Source organism: Methylobacterium sp. AC315, from assembly GCF_979253755.1.
Genome location: NZ_CEEDEA010000013.1, coordinates 124,303 through 140,728, shown reverse-complemented (window position 1 = coordinate 140,728; position 16,426 = coordinate 124,303). Strand labels below are relative to the sequence as shown.

Here is a 16,426-nt window from a genome sequence, read left to right as displayed (position 1 = left end):
ACCACGACAGCCCGGAGAAGATGTACGCCGAGGCCGGCCTCGACGCCGCAACCATCGTCAAAACCGCGCTCGCGACCCTGCCGGCGTCCTCCGGCCAGGTCGAGCAGGCGAGCAACGTGGTGAGCGTCCGCCGCCGCCCGCGCTGATTTTTCGAGCGGCGCGCCCAACCAGCCAAAGACCTTGTCCTGACGGCTGTGTAGCCCTCGGGGGAGCCCTTCAGTGATCTCGCGATCCTGCAGGGCTCCTCAGGATAGAAGGGGATTTACCCCAACGCGTCCGCCACGGCCTTCCCGCAGGCCTGCGTGTCGGCATTGCCGCCCAGGTCGCGCGTGCGCAACGTCCGCTCGGACAGCACCCGCTCGATCCCGCTTACGATCTCCCGCGCGGCCTCGTGCTCGCCGAGATGCTCCAGCATCATCGCGCCCGACCAGATCTGGCCGATCGGGTTGGCGATGCCCTGGCCGGCGATATCGGGGGCGGAGCCGTGGACCGGCTCGAACACCGACGGGTGAATCCGCTCCGGATTGATGTTGCCGGACGGCGCGATGCCGATCGTGCCGGTGCAGGCGGGTCCGAGATCCGACAGGATGTCGCCGAACAGGTTCGACGCCACAACCACGTCGAACCGATCCGGATTGAGCACGAAATGCGCGGTCAGGATGTCGATGTGGTACTGGTCCCACCGCACGTCCGGGTAGCCCTTGGCCATCGCCTTCACGCGCTCGTCCCAGTACGGCATGGTGATCGAGATGCCGTTCGACTTCGTAGCCGAGGTCAGGTGCTTCTTCGGCCGGCTCTGGGCCAGCGCGAAGGCGAACTTGAGGATCCGATCTACCCCGTGGCGGGTCATGATCGTCTCCTGCAGGGCGAACTCGCGGTCGGTGCCGGCGAACATGCGGCCACCCGCATTCGAGTACTCGCCCTCGGTGTTCTCGCGAACCACCCAGAAGTCGATATCGCCGGGCTTGCGGTCGGCCAGCGGGCACTTCACCCCGGGCATGAGGCGCACCGGGCGCAGGTTGGCGTATTGGTCGAACTCGCGCCGGAACAGGATCAGCGAGCCCCACAGGGAGATGTGGTCGGGCACGCGTTCCGGCATGCCGACGGCACCGAAGTAGATCGCGTCGTGTTTCTCGATCTGCGGCTTCCAGTCCTCCGGCATCATCCGGCCGTGCTGCTCGTAATAATCGCAGCTCGCGAAATCGAACCAGTCGAACTGAAGCGCGAAGCCGTGCCGCTTGGCCGCCTGCTCAAGCACGCGCACGCCCTCGGGCACCACCTCCTTGCCGATGCCGTCGCCCGGGATCACCGCGATGCGGTAGCGGCGCTGGGAGCTGCTGTCTTGACCGGCCATGGATCCTCACGGGTCTCGCGTCGGGGGCCGCGTACCAGCCCCGGGTTGCACGATGCCAGGGTGTTGCACGCGCGCATGCGGTCAACACCCCGGCCTGACAATCACGCAGATTCGCCTGCCATGGCTCGGCGCTGACGGTCCAGTTCTTCGCTGTAGCGCTTGAGCGTGTGGCTCTCGGTGAGCAGGCCCAGGACCTGGCGGCTCGCGGCATTCTGGAGCACCGCGAGCGCCTCGCTCTCGCTGCGGTCGAAGGTTGCGGCCGCATCCTTGGCGTTCATCTCCGGCGTCAGGAACCGGTCGGGGTGATGCAAGAGGTCGGCGAGGACCGGCGGGGCGCCGGCCTCGGCGTCGCGGGCGGCGGCATGAGCCTCTGGAACGTTCACGATCCCGGCGTAGCGGCCCTGTGCATCCACGGCGACCACCCGGGAGGGGGAGCCCAGCGGATGCGCGCGCAGGAAGGTCGGCAGCGGCGTGTCCACCGCCACGGTGGCGACGTCCCGGCGCATCAGCCGGCCCACGGTCAGCGAGCGGATCCAGCCGACATCGTGGGGACTGCGGATGGTCTCGCCGCGCAGGTGGAAACGCCAGGTGGCGAAGGAGTAGCCGAAGATCTTCCGGACGGTCAGCGAGGAAGCGATCACCGCCGCCAGCACCAACCCGGTGATCGGCAGGCTGCCGGTGATCTCCAGCGCCAGGAACGTCATGGTCAACGGGCCGCCGATGATCGCCACGGCGAGCGCGCTCATGCCGATCACCGCGTAGGCCAGCGGCGTGAGGCCGAAGACTGCCATCGCGGGCAGGAGCTCCGGGGCCAGGGCGGCGAACAGCTTGCCGGCGATCGCTCCGAGGAACAGCGACGCGAAGAACAGGCCGCCCCGGAACCCGGAGCCGATCGAGATCGCGGTGGCCGTCGCCTTGGCGGCGAACAAGCCGGCCAGAAACGCGGCTCGGTGCCCCTGCCCCTCGGCGGCGAAGTGCATGTGCAGCGCCCCGTGCCCCCCCGAGAGCACCTGCGGCGTCGCGATCAGCGCCAGCGCTCCGACACACAGCCCTCCGAAGGCGGGACCGGCCGCCCGAGGCAGGCCGGAGGCCTGGACCAGCCGCTCGACCAGGGTGACGCCACGCATGATCAGGATACCGAACAGCGCGCAGATCAGCCCGAGGGCGAGGCTCGGCAGGATCTCGAGGCTGGTGATGTGCGAGGTCGTGACCGCCTGCATGTCGCCGAGGTCGACGAGCGGCTGGGTGTGGATCAGCGCCCGGGAGACGAGGTTGCCGCAGAGCGCTGCGACCACCACCGGCGCCAGGGTGGCGATCGAGTAGGTGCCGATGATCAGCTCGAAGGCATAGAACGCCCCGGCCAGCGGCGCCCCGAACCCCGCCGCGATGGCCCCGGCCGCCCCGCACCCGACCAGGGTCCGCAGGTCGCCCCGGCGTACCTCGAAGGCGATACCGAGTCGCGAAGCGAGGCCGGAGGCGAGCTGCGTGTAGCCGGCCTCCAACCCCACGGAGGCCCCGGAGCCGTTCGAGATCACGTTCTGCAGGGCAAGGTAGAGGCTGTCCCGCAGGGACATCCGGCCGCCGTGCAGGGCGTTGGCCTCGATGGGGTCGATGGCCGGGCGCTTGCGCGGCCCGCGCAGGTAGTTCGCTGCGAGGATCAGCAGCCCGAGCAGCACGCCGCCGAGACACGGGCCGATGAGCAGGAGCGGCGGTGCGACCGCGTCGGCGGCGCTGAGCCGGGTCCCTGCCGGGAGGTGGTAGAGCGCCTCGCGCAGGGCCTGCGTCACCCAGGTCATGGCCGAGACCGCCAGCCCGCTGATGCAGCCGACCAGGGTCGCCAGCAGGACGAGCCCGCCCTCGCTGCGCCGAACCAGGCTGCGCAGCCGCCCGGGCGCCAGGAAGATCCGGGAGCGGGTCCAGCGCCTGCGAGGGCTATGGCCCGGCCGGGCAGCCGCCCGGTTCGCCGCCCCCGTCTCGGCGGCCTGGCCCCGATCCCGGCTCCCGGTCGCGCCCGACGCTGGCTCTCGCGCGCTCACGCTCGCCCTACCCCCCGATCCGCCCTGGCCGACGCGCGGTTTCGTCGTTGCACTTATGAGGCGAATCCGCCCTACGTCCACCGAGACCGCATGAGCCTGCACACATCGTCTTGAAAACTGCCGCGGCCCACGATACACCGCCCGCCAGTGCCGCCGTAGCTCAGTTGGTTAGAGCACCAGATTGTGGATCTGGGGGTCCCCCGTTCGAGCCGGGGCGGTGGTACCAAGGACTTAGCTGGTTTCAGACAGCTCGAAAGTGGACCAGGGGTAACGCTGAGGGTAACAGCGACCCCTGGTTTTCTTTTGCCCGTACGGGATGCGCGAGCGGCGTTCGTGAGGGCCAGCTCAGGCCAGACATGAGGTGGCAACCTGTATAAAGTACCGGTTCACTGCCGGCATTGAGCCAGCAGTGGATGCTCGCGTGACGGAGCCGCGGGCACGGAGGCGCCTGCCGTGGCCATCCTCAGCCTGCTCAGCCTTATCTTGGGCGGTGTGCTCACTGGCTTCACTCCGAACCGTCGCGTGCTGCAGGCGGTGCTGGAAACGGCAGGCCTCGTTCTGATCGTCTTTGGCTTGGTCTACCTGCCCAGTTAGCCGATCGGATTGAATGCGCGATCGCCGCTTCCAATGACGTCGCATGTATTTTGCATCCAGCTTGAGGTCGGATTGGTCTCCGATCTCCACGCTCGCCCCGAGCAAAGCCCCCCAGCGAGGGGCGGGCGTGGATGCTGATAAATCCTAGGGCGTGCCGGAAACAAACTGTTCAGCCCTGGGTTGTCGGTCGGATTTGCCCCACGGCGGAACACCACCAGCCAGCAGCGCCTTCGCAGAAAGCGGCCGCCGATCATGTTCGAGCTAGCCTTCACGGTTGCCTACTCAGCCGGGGCGTTCGTTGCGGTCGGCGTGATCCTGAGAGGCCTGGCGGCCTAAGTTCAACTTAGCCATCGGCCGCTCGGCAAAACGGAAATCATTTCCGTTCTTCAGGCATCAGCGTAGGGTGACCACGTCGGCACGCCTTGAGGGGGGCGGTTCGTCGGCCTTCACGCCCGCTATGTGATACCCCCCGGATCGCGTGGGCGGGCGTGAATGCAGGGGGATCGCGATTTGCTACCCCCTTTCTGCATTGAGGCCAGCGATGGCAGGTCCGCCCGAGCGGCTAGAGCCTCGGCTCGTCGCACTCGCTCTCGGGATCGAGCGAACGCTGCATCCCCGTCCCGGTACAGCATGTCAGATCGGGCGAGATCGAAGCGGGCGAGCCGGAGCATCCGGACCGCGAGGAAGGCGTAGATCACGCGCATAGCTCGATCACCTCCTGAAGGATGGTGGCTGCGAGCCGGTCGTCGCCGTAGGGGCTCTCCAACAGGCCATCGCTGGCCCACTCGTCGAGCAGCAGCCGGGCTTTGGCTGCGAGATCGGCTAAGGTTTGAGATGCCTCCGTGGATACCCGAACGACAACCGCTTCGTGACGGTCAGTTTCGAGGCCAACACGGGCGTCGTCCCAGTCCCCGGTGAGCGCTGCACTGCAGATCAATGCGCGGTGCTGGATGGCCCAATCACAGGCCTGCACGAGATCGGACGGCACCCCAGGTTGGGGCGAACCGAAAGGCAGGGCCATGACGGCCCCACCTGTGAGCGGGGCGGCGAGGATGGCGCCCAAAGCGGAACGGCGGGTAGAGGCGGTCATAGAGCGCCCCCATCCCGGATCGGCCGGATGGCCTCGAACTTCGCCTCCAGCCGCTTGCCGATCTGGCTGAGCATGCAGCCCATCACGTAGATGCACTCGCGGTGCACGACGTCGTCGTGCGTGCCGAGGGTCGTCAGCACGTTGGCCAGACGATCCAGGTGCATGATGTCATCCTCCAGGGCGAGGATCTGGCCCCAGTCGACGCGGGTGATAGTCATCGTGCGCCCTCCCGCAGCGGGCGGGACAGCTCGAAGGCCGCGCTCCAATCGGCTTTGACCCGCTTAGCCACCTCCTCCATCGCGTCGCCGATCGTCATTAGACACTCAAGGCTGAGGAAATCGGAGGATCCGAGGGCGTGCACGAGGCTGGCCCAGCGGACCAGATCGCAGACGTCCGCCTCCATGCTGTGGATGAGGTCAGCCAGGTTGTCTCGGCGGTGCTCACGCTTGCTCATGCCGCCCTCCCGACATTGAAGCGGTGGGCGCCGTAGCCGGTCCACTCGGTGATCGAGGCTTCGGGCTCCTCCGGCTCGCGGTCAGCGTCGCGATCGAGCGCATCTAATAAGGCCAGGTCCGCCTCGATCCGCTCGGCGATCCGGCGGCGCAGCTCACGGACGCGCTGGCGGTCGGCATCGGCGAAGAAGCTGTCGAGACCAATCTGGATCTCGGCGATGGCCTGGTCGGCGAGGTCGGTCTCGCGGCACGCTCGAATGGCCCGGGAGACGGGGCCCAGCTGCCTACCGGACCTCTGGCCTAATAAAGGCTGAGGGCTGCCGGACTGGGGTAATAAGGGCGTGCGTGTGCTATGGGCGTGGATAGCCATTTCGATCCTCGCTCGATCGTGGTGGTTAGGGTCGCCGCGGTGTTGGAAGCACCGTTGCGGCCCGCCCTTCTTGCGCGTATAAAGTTGCCATGTCAACAGATGATGCGCGCAAAAAGTCGAAGATGGGGCGACCCACGGTTGACAGCGAGGAAGTTCGGTCGCGCATGCAACGGCCGCTACTCGACGCCGTAGACGCCTGGTCCGATCAGCAGCCAGACAAGCCGCCGCGGGCCGAAGCAGTCCGCCAGCTCCTCACCGAGCACCTGAAGGCGAAGGGCTATCTGAAGTGACAGAGGGTAGCGATCGGATCAACAAGATCGCTGCGGACGCTAGGCCGCCGGCAGCAGTTACCTCTGACATTTTTGAACTGCTTGATTTCTCAAGGTCATGATGTGCGAAGAAGTATTCATCGTCTTGTAGGTTACTTAGCAAAATTATTTCTAAAAATCTGTTTTAGATATCAATTTCAAAACTATTTTTAAACTGATCCCAGGTTATCCATATAGCATGAAAAGGTTTTCGATAAACGTCATTTATCGATTTAGGTATTGAAAAATCATTCAAAAACACGATCGAGACTAGATGGTTTTTTGTAGTCGGCGCGCCGCCAATAATACCAATTATGCCAGCCTTAAAATCTTTGAAGATAGCCCTGTTATCATTTGCTGACTGATTTACGTCCTCATGAATATCTCTGAGAAGCCTGACATTTTTGTTTTTTAAGGCATTTACTTCCTCGGTCCCGCCTTTAAAAACTTTGGACACAGGCTTCCAAGGCATTTAATGTCTCCCCACCAATAATAGAATTCCTGTCAATTTATATGCCTACCATGGCGCCGAGGATGAAACCACATGATTAGAGCCGACCGCTCATAACGGTCTGGTTGCAGGTTCGAGTCCTCCCGGGCCCACCATCCATTCGTCGCTTCGTGGGAGAGACGCTGAAGGCGAAACGATCCTGACGGAGCCGCTCGTGAACCCTTACCTTCTTGCCATCATGGCCGCTCTGCTGGCGGCCTGGATCGGGATTGGCATTCTCGTCATCGCCTACGGCACGCCGCTCGGCGTGGCCTTCTACGTCTTGGCTATGGTCGCCGCGAACCCGAGGGTGTGGCGCCTGCGCTGACCCCATCCGCCGCCTTGTGGAAGAGGCGCTGAAGGCGAAGCGGTCGTAGACGCCTCGACACCCGTGCGTCGATGGCTATCGTACTATGATGCTGGACATCCCATTCCTAACGCAACCGATCGCGACCTTGGTCGGGACGGTGGTCGGTCTCGGGGCCATCGCTTACCAGACGAACCGCGGCTTTAAGAACCTCATCGCTGCGCAGGATCACCGCGCTGTTATCGAGGCACAGGCGCGCGAGCATACGGATAAGCTAGCCAGGGCGGCAAAAGAGGAGGAGGAGTTGCAGCGCGGGCGGAAGGTTGCAGCTGCGTTGCATGGGGAAGTTGACAGCCTGACCCAACGGTTTGGAGGCATCGCAGATAGCTTCAAGTCGATGCTGGCCAAAAATCTTGACCAGAAAGCCCAGGGACTACCGCTCATCAAGCAGACGATAAAAGTAGCCCACAAAGACTATCCGATATTTGATGCATACATTTCAGATCTGGGATTATTGGGCCCCAGCATAGCCAGAGACGTAAGTTTCTTCTACGCGAAATGTCGCCATGAACTTGCTTACAACGACATCACCGGCCGCGATTTGTTGAGCGAACTGCTCGATGGACTGGCCGTATTTCACGCCGAGCTGGTATCCGAGGGCAAAGAACTTTCCGCGCGGTTAGATGCTTTTTACAACAACAAGTCCGATCCTGGACCGATCAAATTTGGGTATGACTTTAAGGGGATATTTAACCGCGGCGAATAGTAGGGTTATTCGAAAAGGGACGAGCTTGTACTCCTCGACCTTCCCCTCGTAGGACGGGCACAGCACCTTGAAGAGGCTGATGGCTTGGTTGTTGTCGTCGCCACACATCGGCGTCAGGGGCAGCTTGTAGGCGTTCGACCAGTTGGCGCCCGACGTGCTCAGGGTGTCCGTCTTGCAGTTCGCGCTAGCTCGCAGCGGGCCCCGACTTTTCCGCTTCGCGCATGATCTCTAGGTGCGCAACTGAATAGCGGCACTGCCTAACAATCTCTTTTTTGTGATTGGCCTGTTTACAAGTTTTCCGAGTTGGGCGAACTATGAGTTTGTTGGTCATAGTGTTTAATTTTTCGCACTTGATGAACACAGATGGCTCGTGCTTTAGCCGTTGAGTATTTTATTGCAAAAGGACAAAATGCCGTGGCGGAGACCAGATCAAACCAAGCGACTGAAGGGGCCGCAGAAAGTGGTGATGTTTCGTATCTTGCTATAAAAAGCGCAGTCGCCTTAATCGACTCCTATTACGCGACTTTAAGTTTTCTCGGCGCCATATCAGAGAAGGAGAGGTATACTAGATTGGTTAAAGCCTCTGAAGGCTACCTCATGAGACAATCTGAGGACGGAAAAGCAACCCGTCCACTGGAGTATTTAAAAAAATATCTTGACGGCAATGAAGATGTACAAAAAGTCGAGCTTCATCAGCTTTTAGCCGAAGATAAGGGGGTTTTGAAACAAGTACTTGAGCAAATAAAGACTTTCTTGGGGCAGGAACAGACGTACAAATCGACGGGTATTGATGTTAGCACGTCAGGGCGGTTCAACAACGCGGCCAATCTCGGCGTACCGAGTGAGAGAGCCGGAGTTCGCATCAAACACACAAGCACACAAACCAAGCCTCTAGATGTTGATATCCAACAAAGTGCATATCAAAAGAAAGATTGGATGAATGCTATTGGATCATGCAATATTTCTTGGAAATTGCTTAATATTAGGAGCGATAAAACCGGCGTCCTCGTTCAGCTTTATGGCAGAAATCGCTATCGCTGGCATCCGGATGTTCCCAGAAAATCTCAAAGGGTTCACATTGCATTAGAAAAACTGAAAGATTTTGGAGCGAAAGAATTCGATATCGAGTTTAAGCCTTGTGCGATATCTATCTTGACTGGAAAAATATATAAAGAATTGTGATAGAATTTATAATTGTTGTTTCTGCCGAATGGCAACGGAGCGATTAAGCCTCACTCCGCTCTCGTCATCTGCCGCCCATGGTTCTGAACCACGTCGCGGAAAAGTCGGCCACTAGCTGAGGTCGTGACCTTCGCGTCCGGTCCCGCCTTCTGCACGTTGACCACCACGCTGCCGTTGTTCTCGACCTTGGGCCCAGCCACGACACCGGCCCGCCCGGCTGACGCGTCGAGGCGCCCTTCTCCCTGCTGCATCGCCTCGAAGGCTTTCCGAGCCTTCTCCCGGGCCGCCCAGCCCTCGCCATCGGCACGGCCGGCACGAAGTCGGTTCGCGTCATCCATGGTCAGGCCGGGCGCATCCTTCATGCTGTTGGGCTTCAGGACGCGCGGGGCACCGTTCGGCAGGAAGTCGCTGTCTCCGGCGAGGCTCGGCATCCGTGACGCTGTCGCGCCGGCCTGATCGCGACGCAGCCGGTCCAGGAACGGCTTGCGAAGCTGGTAGGCAAGCGCGTGCTTCTGCGGGTTCTCGTATTTTTGAATACCCTGCCGCAATGTCTCTTCATCCGAGGGCGCATTCATCATCGCATCGTAGGCTTTGCGATGGCTGAGTGCGCCCGGCAGACCGAGCATTTCCATGCGGTGATACTGCTGCTGAACGCCCACGTCCTGCCAAGGTTTTCCCTGCGAGTCGGCATACCTTCTCAGCAGGGGAAAGCGCTGGTTGCCCCGCTGGTCGCTCCACTGGGCCGTGCCGTGGGCGTGCCCGCTATCGCCGATAATACCTGGGTCGAGGTTCAATCCAGACTCGCCCTGCATCATGGCGATGGTCGCCTGCGCCTTACCTTTCGGCATGCCGAGGCCGCCGTCTGCGATCGGGCGCTGCAGGTAGTCCATCCAGGAAGCTATGCGAGCACGCCCCGCATCGGTCGTCCGCCCACCCGCGGCGCGACGCCCATCGTTCCCGGTGTAGTTGCCTGAGGGTTCAGTAGAACCGCCACCGCCGATGCTCGGGATGCGCGGCGTACTACCGCCCAGGCCGTTGAACCGCCCCGCTCCGGACCCCGCCGGACCGGCCTCGCCGCGGTAGCCTGGCCCCGAGCCACCGCCGGGCAGGCTCGCACCACCACCAAGGCCAGAGGGCCGCCGGAAGCCGCCACCGCCCGAGTAGGCCGCGGACTGGATCCGAGCACCGGCAAAGGGCCCGTCGCCGTCAGCGGAGCTTTTCTGAGCCGTAGCGCCCTGGTCCAGCAGCTTCTGGAGCGCATCCTCCAGCGACTTCAGGTGCCGGGAGTTGGCGTCCATCGCCTCGCGTAGGCGCTTGGCTCCGTCCTTGTCGCCGCGCTCGTCCAATTCCTTGAGGAGGTCCGACTGCAGGAGGGCCTGCTCCTTGGCCGTGCCGATCTTGCCACGGAAGCTGCCGACAGCTTCCTCGTTCACGAACTTTTCGTCCCCGGGCAGCGGGGCGAGGCGGCGAGCAAGCGGGCCGTGGCCGCCATCGAGATGGCGCAGGCCTTCAATCACCTTGCCGTTGTTGAAGCTTTGGATCGCCGCCGCGATCTCCTTCACGCTCTCGGCGAGCGGCCGGACCAACGCGGTTGTCGAGACCAGCATCTCCTTCGCGGACGCGCCGGCACCCTTCCAATCAATGGCGTTCAGCTCACGGCTGATGTCCTCTAGGCCGGTACGGAGACCCTTCACGAAGTCGCCGCGCTGATCCTTGGCGATGCCGTCTACCCACTGCGTGAACTCGGACGCATACGGCAGCACCTGCCGGGCGATCGTCGTGCCGATGGTCTGCATCGAGGTCCGCAGGTCGGCGATGCTCTGCTCGAACGCCTCGGCCTGGAGGATAGCCTTCGGATCCAGTGGGCCGAGGCGCTGCTTCTGAGCGTTCCACACGTCGGCCAGCTTGCCGAGATGCCCGTCGGCGATGCGCCCGAAGTCGGCGTTGCCGAACACGTGCTGGGCGAAAATGCCTCGCTCGATCGGGTTCTTGATCGTCTCCATGAAGGTGAGGCTCTTGCGGAGCTTCTCGCCCTCGTCGGTGGTGCCGCGGATGTCCTTGGCGAAGTCCTGAAAGGCCTGCCGGCCAGCGGCGTCCGTGCCCTGCCTGGTCAGCCACGAATAGGTTTCGCCGATCCCGCGGGAGAACTCGCGCATGTTGCCGGCGAAGGTCTTGGTGCCGGCGGCGACCGCATCCTGCTCCAGCCCGAACTTGCGAGCGACGGCACCGAAGGTCTGAAGCGTGCCGGCTGCCACGCCCGTCTCGCGGCTGAGTGCACCGAGGCTCGAAAGATTGCTGGAAAGCTTGCTCAACGACATCGCCACGCCGGCCACCGCCGCACCCGCCGTCAGGCCCGTGATGCCGACCGTCGCGAGCGCGGGGTTCAAGATCGTGGTCGCCGAGCGCGCCGTGGACTGGATCGCGGCCTCGGCCTTGCCCATGCCCTTCGCCAAGGTCTCGCCGTGGCTGGCGCCCTGCCGGGAGACATCGAGCAACTGGGCCCGGAGGGACTTTAACGGACCGCTGAACGCATCAACGACTTCCGCGCGCATCCTGAGTGCTTCATCGGCCATGTCGGCCTCCTATCGAGTCTGTGGCGGCGCTCAGGTGTAAAGGCCGGCTGGGGTGCCGCCGGAGCCACCCTGGCCAGCGCTGGATTGAGTCTGGCCACCGCCGTTGAAGGCTTCCGGCAGGACGAGGCTGATGTCGGTGGTGGTGCCCTGCGGGCCCTGGCTCGCGATCACGGCCTGGATCGCCAGCTGCATGCGGTCCTTGGTGAACAGCATCGGCGAGAAGACCGAGACGACATCGCCGATGTGTTCGAGCCAGAGGGTGTTCTGGTCCTTGAACCAGCCCTGGACCTTGATGTTGACGCTGATCTGGTTGGCGAGGTTGAACCCGTTCTCGTGCTGGGCTCGCATCCGCATGTCGGCCTGATCGCCCGGCTGCTCGGCGATGAAGTGGAACGGCGCGTGCTCCGTGACCGCCGAGTTCTTCACGGTCGCGGTCACGTCTCGCGACGCATCGCCGAAGGTCTGGTCGTTGCCGGGCTGCTGGCCGATGGACTGGATCTCGGAGAAGGCGTCCGCATAATCGAACACGGCATTGGCCGCTAAAATATTTCGGCCTTCTTCCAACTCGGCAATGGCGCCCGACTTGGCCTTCAGCCGGTAGCCGACGATGTCCGCGCCCTGCCCAGGCAGCAGGTAGATGTTCCGAAACCTGCACAGCCGCTCAATGAAGGCGAACACGCTTTCGCCGGCCTGGACGTTGACCTTCGGGAACGGCTTGTCAGCTCCGCCCGTGTCGCCCTTCAAGCTGAACTTGATGCCGTAGGGCTTGAGCACCGCGCCGGCGATCTGGCTCAGCGAGTAGCCTTTGAACTCACTCTGCTTCTCATGATCGACCGTCGCGCGGGCGATCACCTGGGAGCGGGTGGTGCCCGTGATCTGCAGGCCATGCTCCTTGGCATCGTAGGCCGGCTGCCGACCCGTAATGCGTCCCTCAGAGACGGCCTGACGCCCGCCGAGGATCACCTCGCAAGGATCGCCGATCCCGAGCTTCATCGCGGCGAAGTCCGGGGCGCTCTCAGCCGGGGCGGCCGCGGTGAAGGTGAACCGCGGGAACAGCTCGACCCCGGACCGGGTGACCGACACGGTCTGCCAGTTCAGGTAGTTCTTGCCCTTCACCTTGATGGAGGCGACTTCCTGCGGCTTGGGCATGTCAGGTCACCTTCTGCCACTGAGAGCCATTCCACCGGAGCTTGATCCCGAACAGCTCCCGGATCTCACCGATGCGCGGCGGGTCGTTCGAGGCGACGGGTTGGGAGTTCGGCTGATCGGTCATGCGGCCTCCGAGGCGGCGCTCTCGCCGGCCAAGCGCTGGACGTCATGCTCGACCGACAGCTCCTCCAGGATGGCCACCAACTCGTCGTAGAGCAGCGCTCGGATCGGCTCGGCCTCCCGCTGCATCACCAGGCGCGGGGCGACCCGTGAGGCCAGGCCCAGGATCTTGTTGCGCACCCTCGACAGGCCACCGGTCATGATTGCGATGGCGTCGTCGATCAGCACCACCCTGCCGGTCGCGATGTCGTTCTTGATCTCGGCCGAGATCGCAAGCGCTCGATCCTTCCGAGCCCGCTCCTGGGCTGGGTCGAGGTTGCCGACCGGGATCTCGGGCGTGGCCTTGAGGTGGGCGATGTAGGCTCGAACCACCGGGATCAGCGGATAGCGTCCGCGCTCCTCCTTCGGCAGTACGTCCTCCGCCACGAGCTGCTGAACGCGGCGTGCCGTCAGATCCAGCGCGCGTGCGATTGTCGACACCGGCACCATCAGGGCCGCGTCGGCGGCAGCATCAGTGGCAGGAGATTTCGCTTTCAACGGCCGGTTTCCTCGAAGCTATGATGTCAAATTGGATTTGAGACTGCGAAGCGAAACGCGCTGTAAAAGTTGATACCTGCGGACAAGCCGAACTCGCGCGGACCCGTGTCCTAGGGGAGGGCAAAAGAGGACCCGAGTCCTATTTATGGTCGGTCACCATCCCGCCGGAGAACCCAAAGGGTCCCCCCTACTGGGCATCGACATCCATCTCGGCCTCGAACGCCGCCATCTCCTCGTCCGAGAAGGCGACAGCACTGCACCACTGGAAGTGCACCGGGATCGGCATGGCGTAGGACGGGACGCGGTAGGAGCCGAGGGCATCCCGCCGAACCTCACCGCCCTCCTCAATCAGCAGGCCATCATCGAGCAGAGACTTGAGGGTCTTCGGCGAGCAGCCGGGCAGCTCACCACAGCCGACCCGATCGAGGGCACGGCGCTCGGCAGAGGTGCGACCAGGATGAGACATGCGGCTGTTGCTCGACATGATGCTGTCCGTTCCCTGTGATGCTCGGGCTGGGGAGGAGACCGCAGCGGGGTGACCCCACCGCCGCGATCTCCCGGGATCCCTGCTTGGTCAGGGGTGCAGTCGTGCCGGCCTTCGTATCCCTCGGTTCCATGGCCATGGATCAGGCAAGGGACAGGCTGGCTTTCCGGTGTTGGGCTGACTGCATGGCCCTCAATGGCGTGGGCAGGAGGCCCTTGCGGGCCGGACCCACGCAATCTCGTTCAGGCGACGCGCTGCCAGCGGGAGCCGTCAGCGGCATAGCGCTCGGCGCCTACCGTGAAGGCCGAGCCGGGCGTGTTCAGATCACGCCGGGTCTGCTCGACCGCCGAGCGGGTCTGAGTGCTCTTGGCCTCGGCCTCGCGGTTCTGCGCCAGCCAGGCGGCCACGCGTTCCGCCGAACTCAGCTTGCGCTCGGCGGCAGCCGGCTCGGGCTTGCGGAACACACGGCGCGCCCAGGCAGCGCCTTCCTCGATCTCAGTGCGGTTCATGGACGATCCTCCCATGGATCGGGGCGACCTCGCCCCAGATGTAGCCGGCGTCAGTCCCGAGGGCGGGCAGCTTCACGCGGCTGGCAATCGAGCTGTGCGGCTGGTCTGATCTGCCGTTCCAACTGCACCGGGGCTCGCCTGGCGGGACTGGTTCGGCGCCATCCGGCAGGGCGTAGTTGGCGGCCTCGATCAGCGCGGCCCGCTCGCGGATCTTGGCGAGCAGCGGCACCAACCGCTGCGCCTCGTCGACGTACTCGGCGGCCAGCTTCTCGACCTCGGCGCTGGCCTTCATGGCCTTGCGGTGAAGATCCTTACGACGCTTCTGCTCGGTGTCGTGCGCGGCCTGGGCCTGCGCCTCGGCGATCACTGCGGCGGCGTGCTGAACATCCAGCTGGTCGAGCTGGATCTTGGTGAGGGCGATGCGGTGGTCGAGGGCGGCGACGTCGTCAGCGCTGCCGCTCAACAGCACGTCGGAGCGGCTGGCTTCCCAAGCTTCGCGCTCGGCCTGGGCGGCATCGCGCTCGACACTGATCTGAGCGGCGGTCCGCGGCGCGGGCGGCGTCGGGTACAACACGATCTTGCTGGGCTTGAGGCCGACCACCGGAGCGAGGGCGCGGTCGTGACGATCGTGTCGGACGTTGACTGTCGGAAGCGCGTTCATGCCGGCCATCCTCAAGCTGCCTGACGGAGAGCGGGAGCGGCCGGAGGCGTGCGGGGGCCGTCGTCTGGGCTGAGCCGAACACCGTGACGGGCAAGGTGGGCGCGCACGCCCTGGCGGACGAACTCAGACATGGTCTGACCGCGATGGCGGGCCGTCGCTTCCACCGCTCGGGCTAGGTCTGTTTCGACCTTGAACCGAAGCAGCGCTTCTCGTCGGAGAGGATTGGTCATGATGTGGCTACGCCTCAATCAATGCGTAGCCAAACGATGGGCCGCATACTGCAATGCGGCAAGTCACTGATGGAAATGCTTAAGCCACTGGCTCTGCCATCCCGTAGTCCTTAGTTGTGCACTGTTGCGCTATGTTATATTTCGGCCCAAATTTTCATGCCAATATGCCGCACCTGATGTTTGGCGTTCTGCGTCGAGGGCCCATGATTGAGCAAGCGCCACGAGCGGCCAGAGAGTTCCATGTCGGTCCAGCCGGTGACCGTTGGCTCCTGATGCGAGATCTGAGTACCGGGGAGCCTTATGTTCTGCACCGCCCAACGGACGAGCCAGAGGTCGAGCTAGATCTCGGATCCTTCCTCGTCCTCTTCCGAGGTCAGGAAAGGATAGGCCTGATGCAACTGATCGCATCGCTGCTGCCAGACGAGGCTGCGTTGAACGACGGCGCTGCGAATGTCGTCCGTCCGTTGAAGTTCATGTCGCGGTGGATAGCGGGCCAGCCCAACTAAGCTGGGCCCTTTCATCAAAGCAGGGCGATGAGCTTACTTAGCATCTTCTTGATTGCGCTTCTCGTCCTCGCCGTCTGCGGCGGCTTTTTGGGCGGCCGAACCTACGGTGGCTACGGCTATGGGATCGGCGGGATGATCGCGATCGTCTTGGTGGTGCTCGCATTCACAGGCCGGTTGTGATGCCACGCCGGCCGCCTATGCTTCTCTCTCGACGAGGTTGAAAAGAAGCGTATCCTCACGCCAGCCCAAACATAAGGGCACGGGAGGAATAAATGTCCGCGAACTGGAAGCTAGTCAAAGACGATCTGGATTGGAGCCTGAATACCGGCGAGGATGTGAAGGGCCGAGCCGAGCTGAAGGAAGCCTTCAACAAGGACGACGCCAAATATGTAGGGTCCGCAATTGAGGCGTACAAAATGGGGCAGCGCGACAATCACAAGCTGTCAAACATTTCTCGATGTGCGCAAGAGGATGACAAGCGGCTGTATAACATGGGCCGAAAACTCATCGGCTTAAAGGCTCTGTAGACATCGAGCCGTAGTCGCAAGTCAGGGCTGCCATCGCCTAGACTTGCGCGCAATTGCAGCTTCGGATAAGTTATTCAACTTTCGACTGACAGTATTCTAAGCAATCTGATGCGTGGTGGATCTTCTTATATAGCTGCTTATTCTCAGCATCGCTCAGTCTGTCGTTGACTTTGCTTCTAAG

General features: G+C 63.0%; 21 protein-coding genes and 1 tRNA gene. 8 read left to right on the top strand and 14 right to left on the bottom strand.

The genetic code is table 11. The features are described 5' to 3' along the window. Nucleotides 1-262: 262 nt before the first annotated feature. Together AC0IY0_RS20510 and AC0IY0_RS20505 are read right to left on the bottom strand one after the other, a co-directional pair. A complete protein-coding gene (locus AC0IY0_RS20510; protein ID WP_471765266.1) occupies nt 263-1,354 on the bottom strand; it encodes a tartrate dehydrogenase in 1,092 nt (363 codons plus the stop codon). Nucleotides 1,355-1,455: 101 nt separating this feature from the next. Then, entirely contained in the window at nt 1,456-3,390 is a 1,935-nt protein-coding gene (locus AC0IY0_RS20505; RefSeq protein ID WP_471765265.1) for a chloride channel protein, read from the bottom strand. Nucleotides 3,391-3,539: 149 nt separating this feature from the next. On the opposite strand from AC0IY0_RS20505, the gene AC0IY0_RS20500 reads away from it, so the two are divergent. Both AC0IY0_RS20500 and AC0IY0_RS20495 read left to right on the top strand, forming a co-directional pair. Further along, nucleotides 3,540-3,616, top strand: a tRNA-His gene (locus AC0IY0_RS20500). A 227-nt stretch (nt 3,617-3,843) separates the two neighbouring features. Then, nucleotides 3,844-3,984, top strand: coding sequence for a hypothetical protein (locus tag AC0IY0_RS20495; RefSeq protein WP_471765263.1), 141 nt, complete (start codon nt 3,844-3,846; stop codon nt 3,982-3,984). 694 nt (nt 3,985-4,678) lie between these two features. Here AC0IY0_RS20495 and AC0IY0_RS20490 read toward each other — a convergent pair. The 4 genes from AC0IY0_RS20490 to AC0IY0_RS20475 all read right to left on the bottom strand — a co-directional run bounded on the left by AC0IY0_RS20490 (nt 4,679) and on the right by AC0IY0_RS20475 (nt 5,896). Then, the gene (locus AC0IY0_RS20490; protein WP_471765262.1) at nt 4,679-5,005 is read right to left on the bottom strand and encodes a hypothetical protein; all 327 of its coding nucleotides are present in this window, start codon (nt 5,003-5,005) and stop codon (nt 4,679-4,681) included. Between the two features lie 65 nt (nt 5,006-5,070). Beyond that, nucleotides 5,071-5,292, bottom strand: a complete 222-nt coding sequence (locus AC0IY0_RS20485) for a hypothetical protein (protein WP_471765260.1) — start codon at nt 5,290-5,292, stop codon at nt 5,071-5,073. Continuing rightward, on the bottom strand, nt 5,289-5,528 hold the full coding sequence (locus AC0IY0_RS20480; protein WP_471765259.1) for a hypothetical protein: 240 nt from the start codon (nt 5,526-5,528) through the stop codon (nt 5,289-5,291). The genes AC0IY0_RS20485 and AC0IY0_RS20480 overlap by 4 nt, the downstream gene beginning before the upstream one ends. Then, nucleotides 5,525-5,896, bottom strand: a complete 372-nt coding sequence (locus AC0IY0_RS20475; protein ID WP_471765258.1) for a hypothetical protein — start codon at nt 5,894-5,896, stop codon at nt 5,525-5,527. Before AC0IY0_RS20475 ends, AC0IY0_RS20480 begins: the two co-directional genes overlap by 4 nt. Nucleotides 5,897-6,060: 164 nt before the next feature. On the opposite strand from AC0IY0_RS20475, the gene AC0IY0_RS20470 reads away from it, so the two are divergent. Then, on the top strand, nt 6,061-6,186 hold the full coding sequence (locus AC0IY0_RS20470) for a hypothetical protein (protein WP_471765257.1): 126 nt from the start codon (nt 6,061-6,063) through the stop codon (nt 6,184-6,186). A gap of 163 nt (nt 6,187-6,349) precedes the next feature. Here AC0IY0_RS20470 and AC0IY0_RS20465 read toward each other — a convergent pair whose 3' ends face one another. Next, on the bottom strand, nt 6,350-6,676 hold the full coding sequence (locus tag AC0IY0_RS20465; RefSeq protein WP_471765256.1) for a hypothetical protein: 327 nt from the start codon (nt 6,674-6,676) through the stop codon (nt 6,350-6,352). Between the two features lie 193 nt (nt 6,677-6,869). On the opposite strand from AC0IY0_RS20465, the gene AC0IY0_RS20460 reads away from it, so the two are divergent. From AC0IY0_RS20460 to AC0IY0_RS20450, 3 genes are all read left to right on the top strand, one after another. Beyond that, nucleotides 6,870-7,022 (top strand): hypothetical protein, encoded by a 153-nt coding sequence (locus AC0IY0_RS20460; RefSeq protein ID WP_471765254.1) that lies wholly within the window; start codon nt 6,870-6,872, stop codon nt 7,020-7,022. 85 nt (nt 7,023-7,107) lie between these two features. After that, entirely contained in the window at nt 7,108-7,767 is a 660-nt protein-coding gene (locus AC0IY0_RS20455) for a hypothetical protein (RefSeq protein ID WP_471765252.1), read from the top strand. A 363-nt stretch (nt 7,768-8,130) separates the two neighbouring features. Next, nucleotides 8,131-8,949 carry a hypothetical protein gene (locus tag AC0IY0_RS20450; protein WP_471765251.1) on the top strand — a complete coding sequence of 273 codons (819 nt, stop codon included), beginning with the start codon at nt 8,131-8,133 and terminating at the stop codon, nt 8,947-8,949. Between the two features lie 50 nt (nt 8,950-8,999). Here the strand turns inward: AC0IY0_RS20450 and AC0IY0_RS20445 are convergent, their stop codons facing one another. The 7 genes from AC0IY0_RS20445 to AC0IY0_RS20415 all read right to left on the bottom strand — a co-directional run bounded on the left by AC0IY0_RS20445 (nt 9,000) and on the right by AC0IY0_RS20415 (nt 14,991). After that, on the bottom strand, nt 9,000-11,522 hold the full coding sequence (locus tag AC0IY0_RS20445; protein WP_471765250.1) for a phage tail tip lysozyme: 2,523 nt from the start codon (nt 11,520-11,522) through the stop codon (nt 9,000-9,002). A 30-nt stretch (nt 11,523-11,552) separates the two neighbouring features. After that, on the bottom strand, nt 11,553-12,671 hold the full coding sequence (locus AC0IY0_RS20440; protein ID WP_471765249.1) for a phage baseplate assembly protein: 1,119 nt from the start codon (nt 12,669-12,671) through the stop codon (nt 11,553-11,555). A gap of 1 nt (nt 12,672) precedes the next feature. Beyond that, the gene (locus AC0IY0_RS20435) at nt 12,673-12,795 is read right to left on the bottom strand and encodes a hypothetical protein (protein ID WP_471765247.1); all 123 of its coding nucleotides are present in this window, start codon (nt 12,793-12,795) and stop codon (nt 12,673-12,675) included. Then, on the bottom strand, nt 12,792-13,271 hold the full coding sequence (locus AC0IY0_RS20430; RefSeq protein WP_471765246.1) for a hypothetical protein: 480 nt from the start codon (nt 13,269-13,271) through the stop codon (nt 12,792-12,794). Before AC0IY0_RS20430 ends, AC0IY0_RS20435 begins: the two co-directional genes overlap by 4 nt. A 244-nt stretch (nt 13,272-13,515) precedes the next feature. Further along, nucleotides 13,516-13,812, bottom strand: coding sequence for a hypothetical protein (locus tag AC0IY0_RS20425; RefSeq protein WP_471765244.1), 297 nt, complete (start codon nt 13,810-13,812; stop codon nt 13,516-13,518). Nucleotides 13,813-14,054: 242 nt separating this feature from the next. Beyond that, the gene (locus tag AC0IY0_RS20420) at nt 14,055-14,321 is read right to left on the bottom strand and encodes a hypothetical protein (protein ID WP_471765243.1); all 267 of its coding nucleotides are present in this window, start codon (nt 14,319-14,321) and stop codon (nt 14,055-14,057) included. Then, the gene (locus AC0IY0_RS20415) at nt 14,308-14,991 is read right to left on the bottom strand and encodes a hypothetical protein (RefSeq protein ID WP_471765241.1); all 684 of its coding nucleotides are present in this window, start codon (nt 14,989-14,991) and stop codon (nt 14,308-14,310) included. Before AC0IY0_RS20415 ends, AC0IY0_RS20420 begins: the two co-directional genes overlap by 14 nt. Nucleotides 14,992-15,745: 754 nt before the next feature. Between AC0IY0_RS20415 and AC0IY0_RS20410 the strand changes: the two genes are divergently transcribed. Together AC0IY0_RS20410 and AC0IY0_RS20405 are read left to right on the top strand one after the other, a co-directional pair. Continuing rightward, complete coding sequence (locus AC0IY0_RS20410) at nt 15,746-15,898, top strand: DUF3309 domain-containing protein (RefSeq protein WP_419828930.1); 153 nt, start codon at nt 15,746-15,748, stop codon at nt 15,896-15,898. 92 nt (nt 15,899-15,990) lie between these two features. Then, nucleotides 15,991-16,245, top strand: a complete 255-nt coding sequence (locus tag AC0IY0_RS20405; protein ID WP_147899136.1) for a hypothetical protein — start codon at nt 15,991-15,993, stop codon at nt 16,243-16,245. Nucleotides 16,246-16,426 lie beyond the last annotated feature (181 nt).

What these genes read in the sequence shown, in the direction of transcription:
- AC0IY0_RS20420 (WP_471765243.1), bottom strand. Translation starts at nt 14,321, where the DNA reads ATGAACCGCACTGAGATCGAGGAAGGCGCTGCCTGGGCGCGCCGTGTG.
- AC0IY0_RS20465 (WP_471765256.1), bottom strand. Translation starts at nt 6,676, where the DNA reads ATGCCTTGGAAGCCTGTGTCCAAAGTTTTTAAAGGCGGGACCGAGGAA.
- AC0IY0_RS20415 (WP_471765241.1), bottom strand. Translation starts at nt 14,991, where the DNA reads ATGGCCGGCATGAACGCGCTTCCGACAGTCAACGTCCGACACGATCGT.
- AC0IY0_RS20410 (WP_419828930.1), top strand. Translation starts at nt 15,746, where the DNA reads ATGAGCTTACTTAGCATCTTCTTGATTGCGCTTCTCGTCCTCGCCGTC.
- AC0IY0_RS20510 (WP_471765266.1), bottom strand. Translation starts at nt 1,354, where the DNA reads ATGGCCGGTCAAGACAGCAGCTCCCAGCGCCGCTACCGCATCGCGGTG.
- AC0IY0_RS20405 (WP_147899136.1), top strand. Translation starts at nt 15,991, where the DNA reads ATGTCCGCGAACTGGAAGCTAGTCAAAGACGATCTGGATTGGAGCCTG.
- AC0IY0_RS20480 (WP_471765259.1), bottom strand. Translation starts at nt 5,528, where the DNA reads ATGAGCAAGCGTGAGCACCGCCGAGACAACCTGGCTGACCTCATCCAC.
- AC0IY0_RS20425 (WP_471765244.1), bottom strand. Translation starts at nt 13,812, where the DNA reads ATGTCGAGCAACAGCCGCATGTCTCATCCTGGTCGCACCTCTGCCGAG.
- AC0IY0_RS20445 (WP_471765250.1), bottom strand. Translation starts at nt 11,522, where the DNA reads ATGGCCGATGAAGCACTCAGGATGCGCGCGGAAGTCGTTGATGCGTTC.
- AC0IY0_RS20470 (WP_471765257.1), top strand. Translation starts at nt 6,061, where the DNA reads ATGCAACGGCCGCTACTCGACGCCGTAGACGCCTGGTCCGATCAGCAG.
- AC0IY0_RS20435 (WP_471765247.1), bottom strand. Translation starts at nt 12,795, where the DNA reads ATGACCGATCAGCCGAACTCCCAACCCGTCGCCTCGAACGACCCGCCG.
- AC0IY0_RS20440 (WP_471765249.1), bottom strand. Translation starts at nt 12,671, where the DNA reads ATGCCCAAGCCGCAGGAAGTCGCCTCCATCAAGGTGAAGGGCAAGAAC.
- AC0IY0_RS20485 (WP_471765260.1), bottom strand. Translation starts at nt 5,292, where the DNA reads ATGACTATCACCCGCGTCGACTGGGGCCAGATCCTCGCCCTGGAGGAT.
- AC0IY0_RS20490 (WP_471765262.1), bottom strand. Translation starts at nt 5,005, where the DNA reads ATGGCCCTGCCTTTCGGTTCGCCCCAACCTGGGGTGCCGTCCGATCTC.
- AC0IY0_RS20450 (WP_471765251.1), top strand. Translation starts at nt 8,131, where the DNA reads ATGGCTCGTGCTTTAGCCGTTGAGTATTTTATTGCAAAAGGACAAAAT.
- AC0IY0_RS20475 (WP_471765258.1), bottom strand. Translation starts at nt 5,896, where the DNA reads ATGGCTATCCACGCCCATAGCACACGCACGCCCTTATTACCCCAGTCC.
- AC0IY0_RS20455 (WP_471765252.1), top strand. Translation starts at nt 7,108, where the DNA reads ATGATGCTGGACATCCCATTCCTAACGCAACCGATCGCGACCTTGGTC.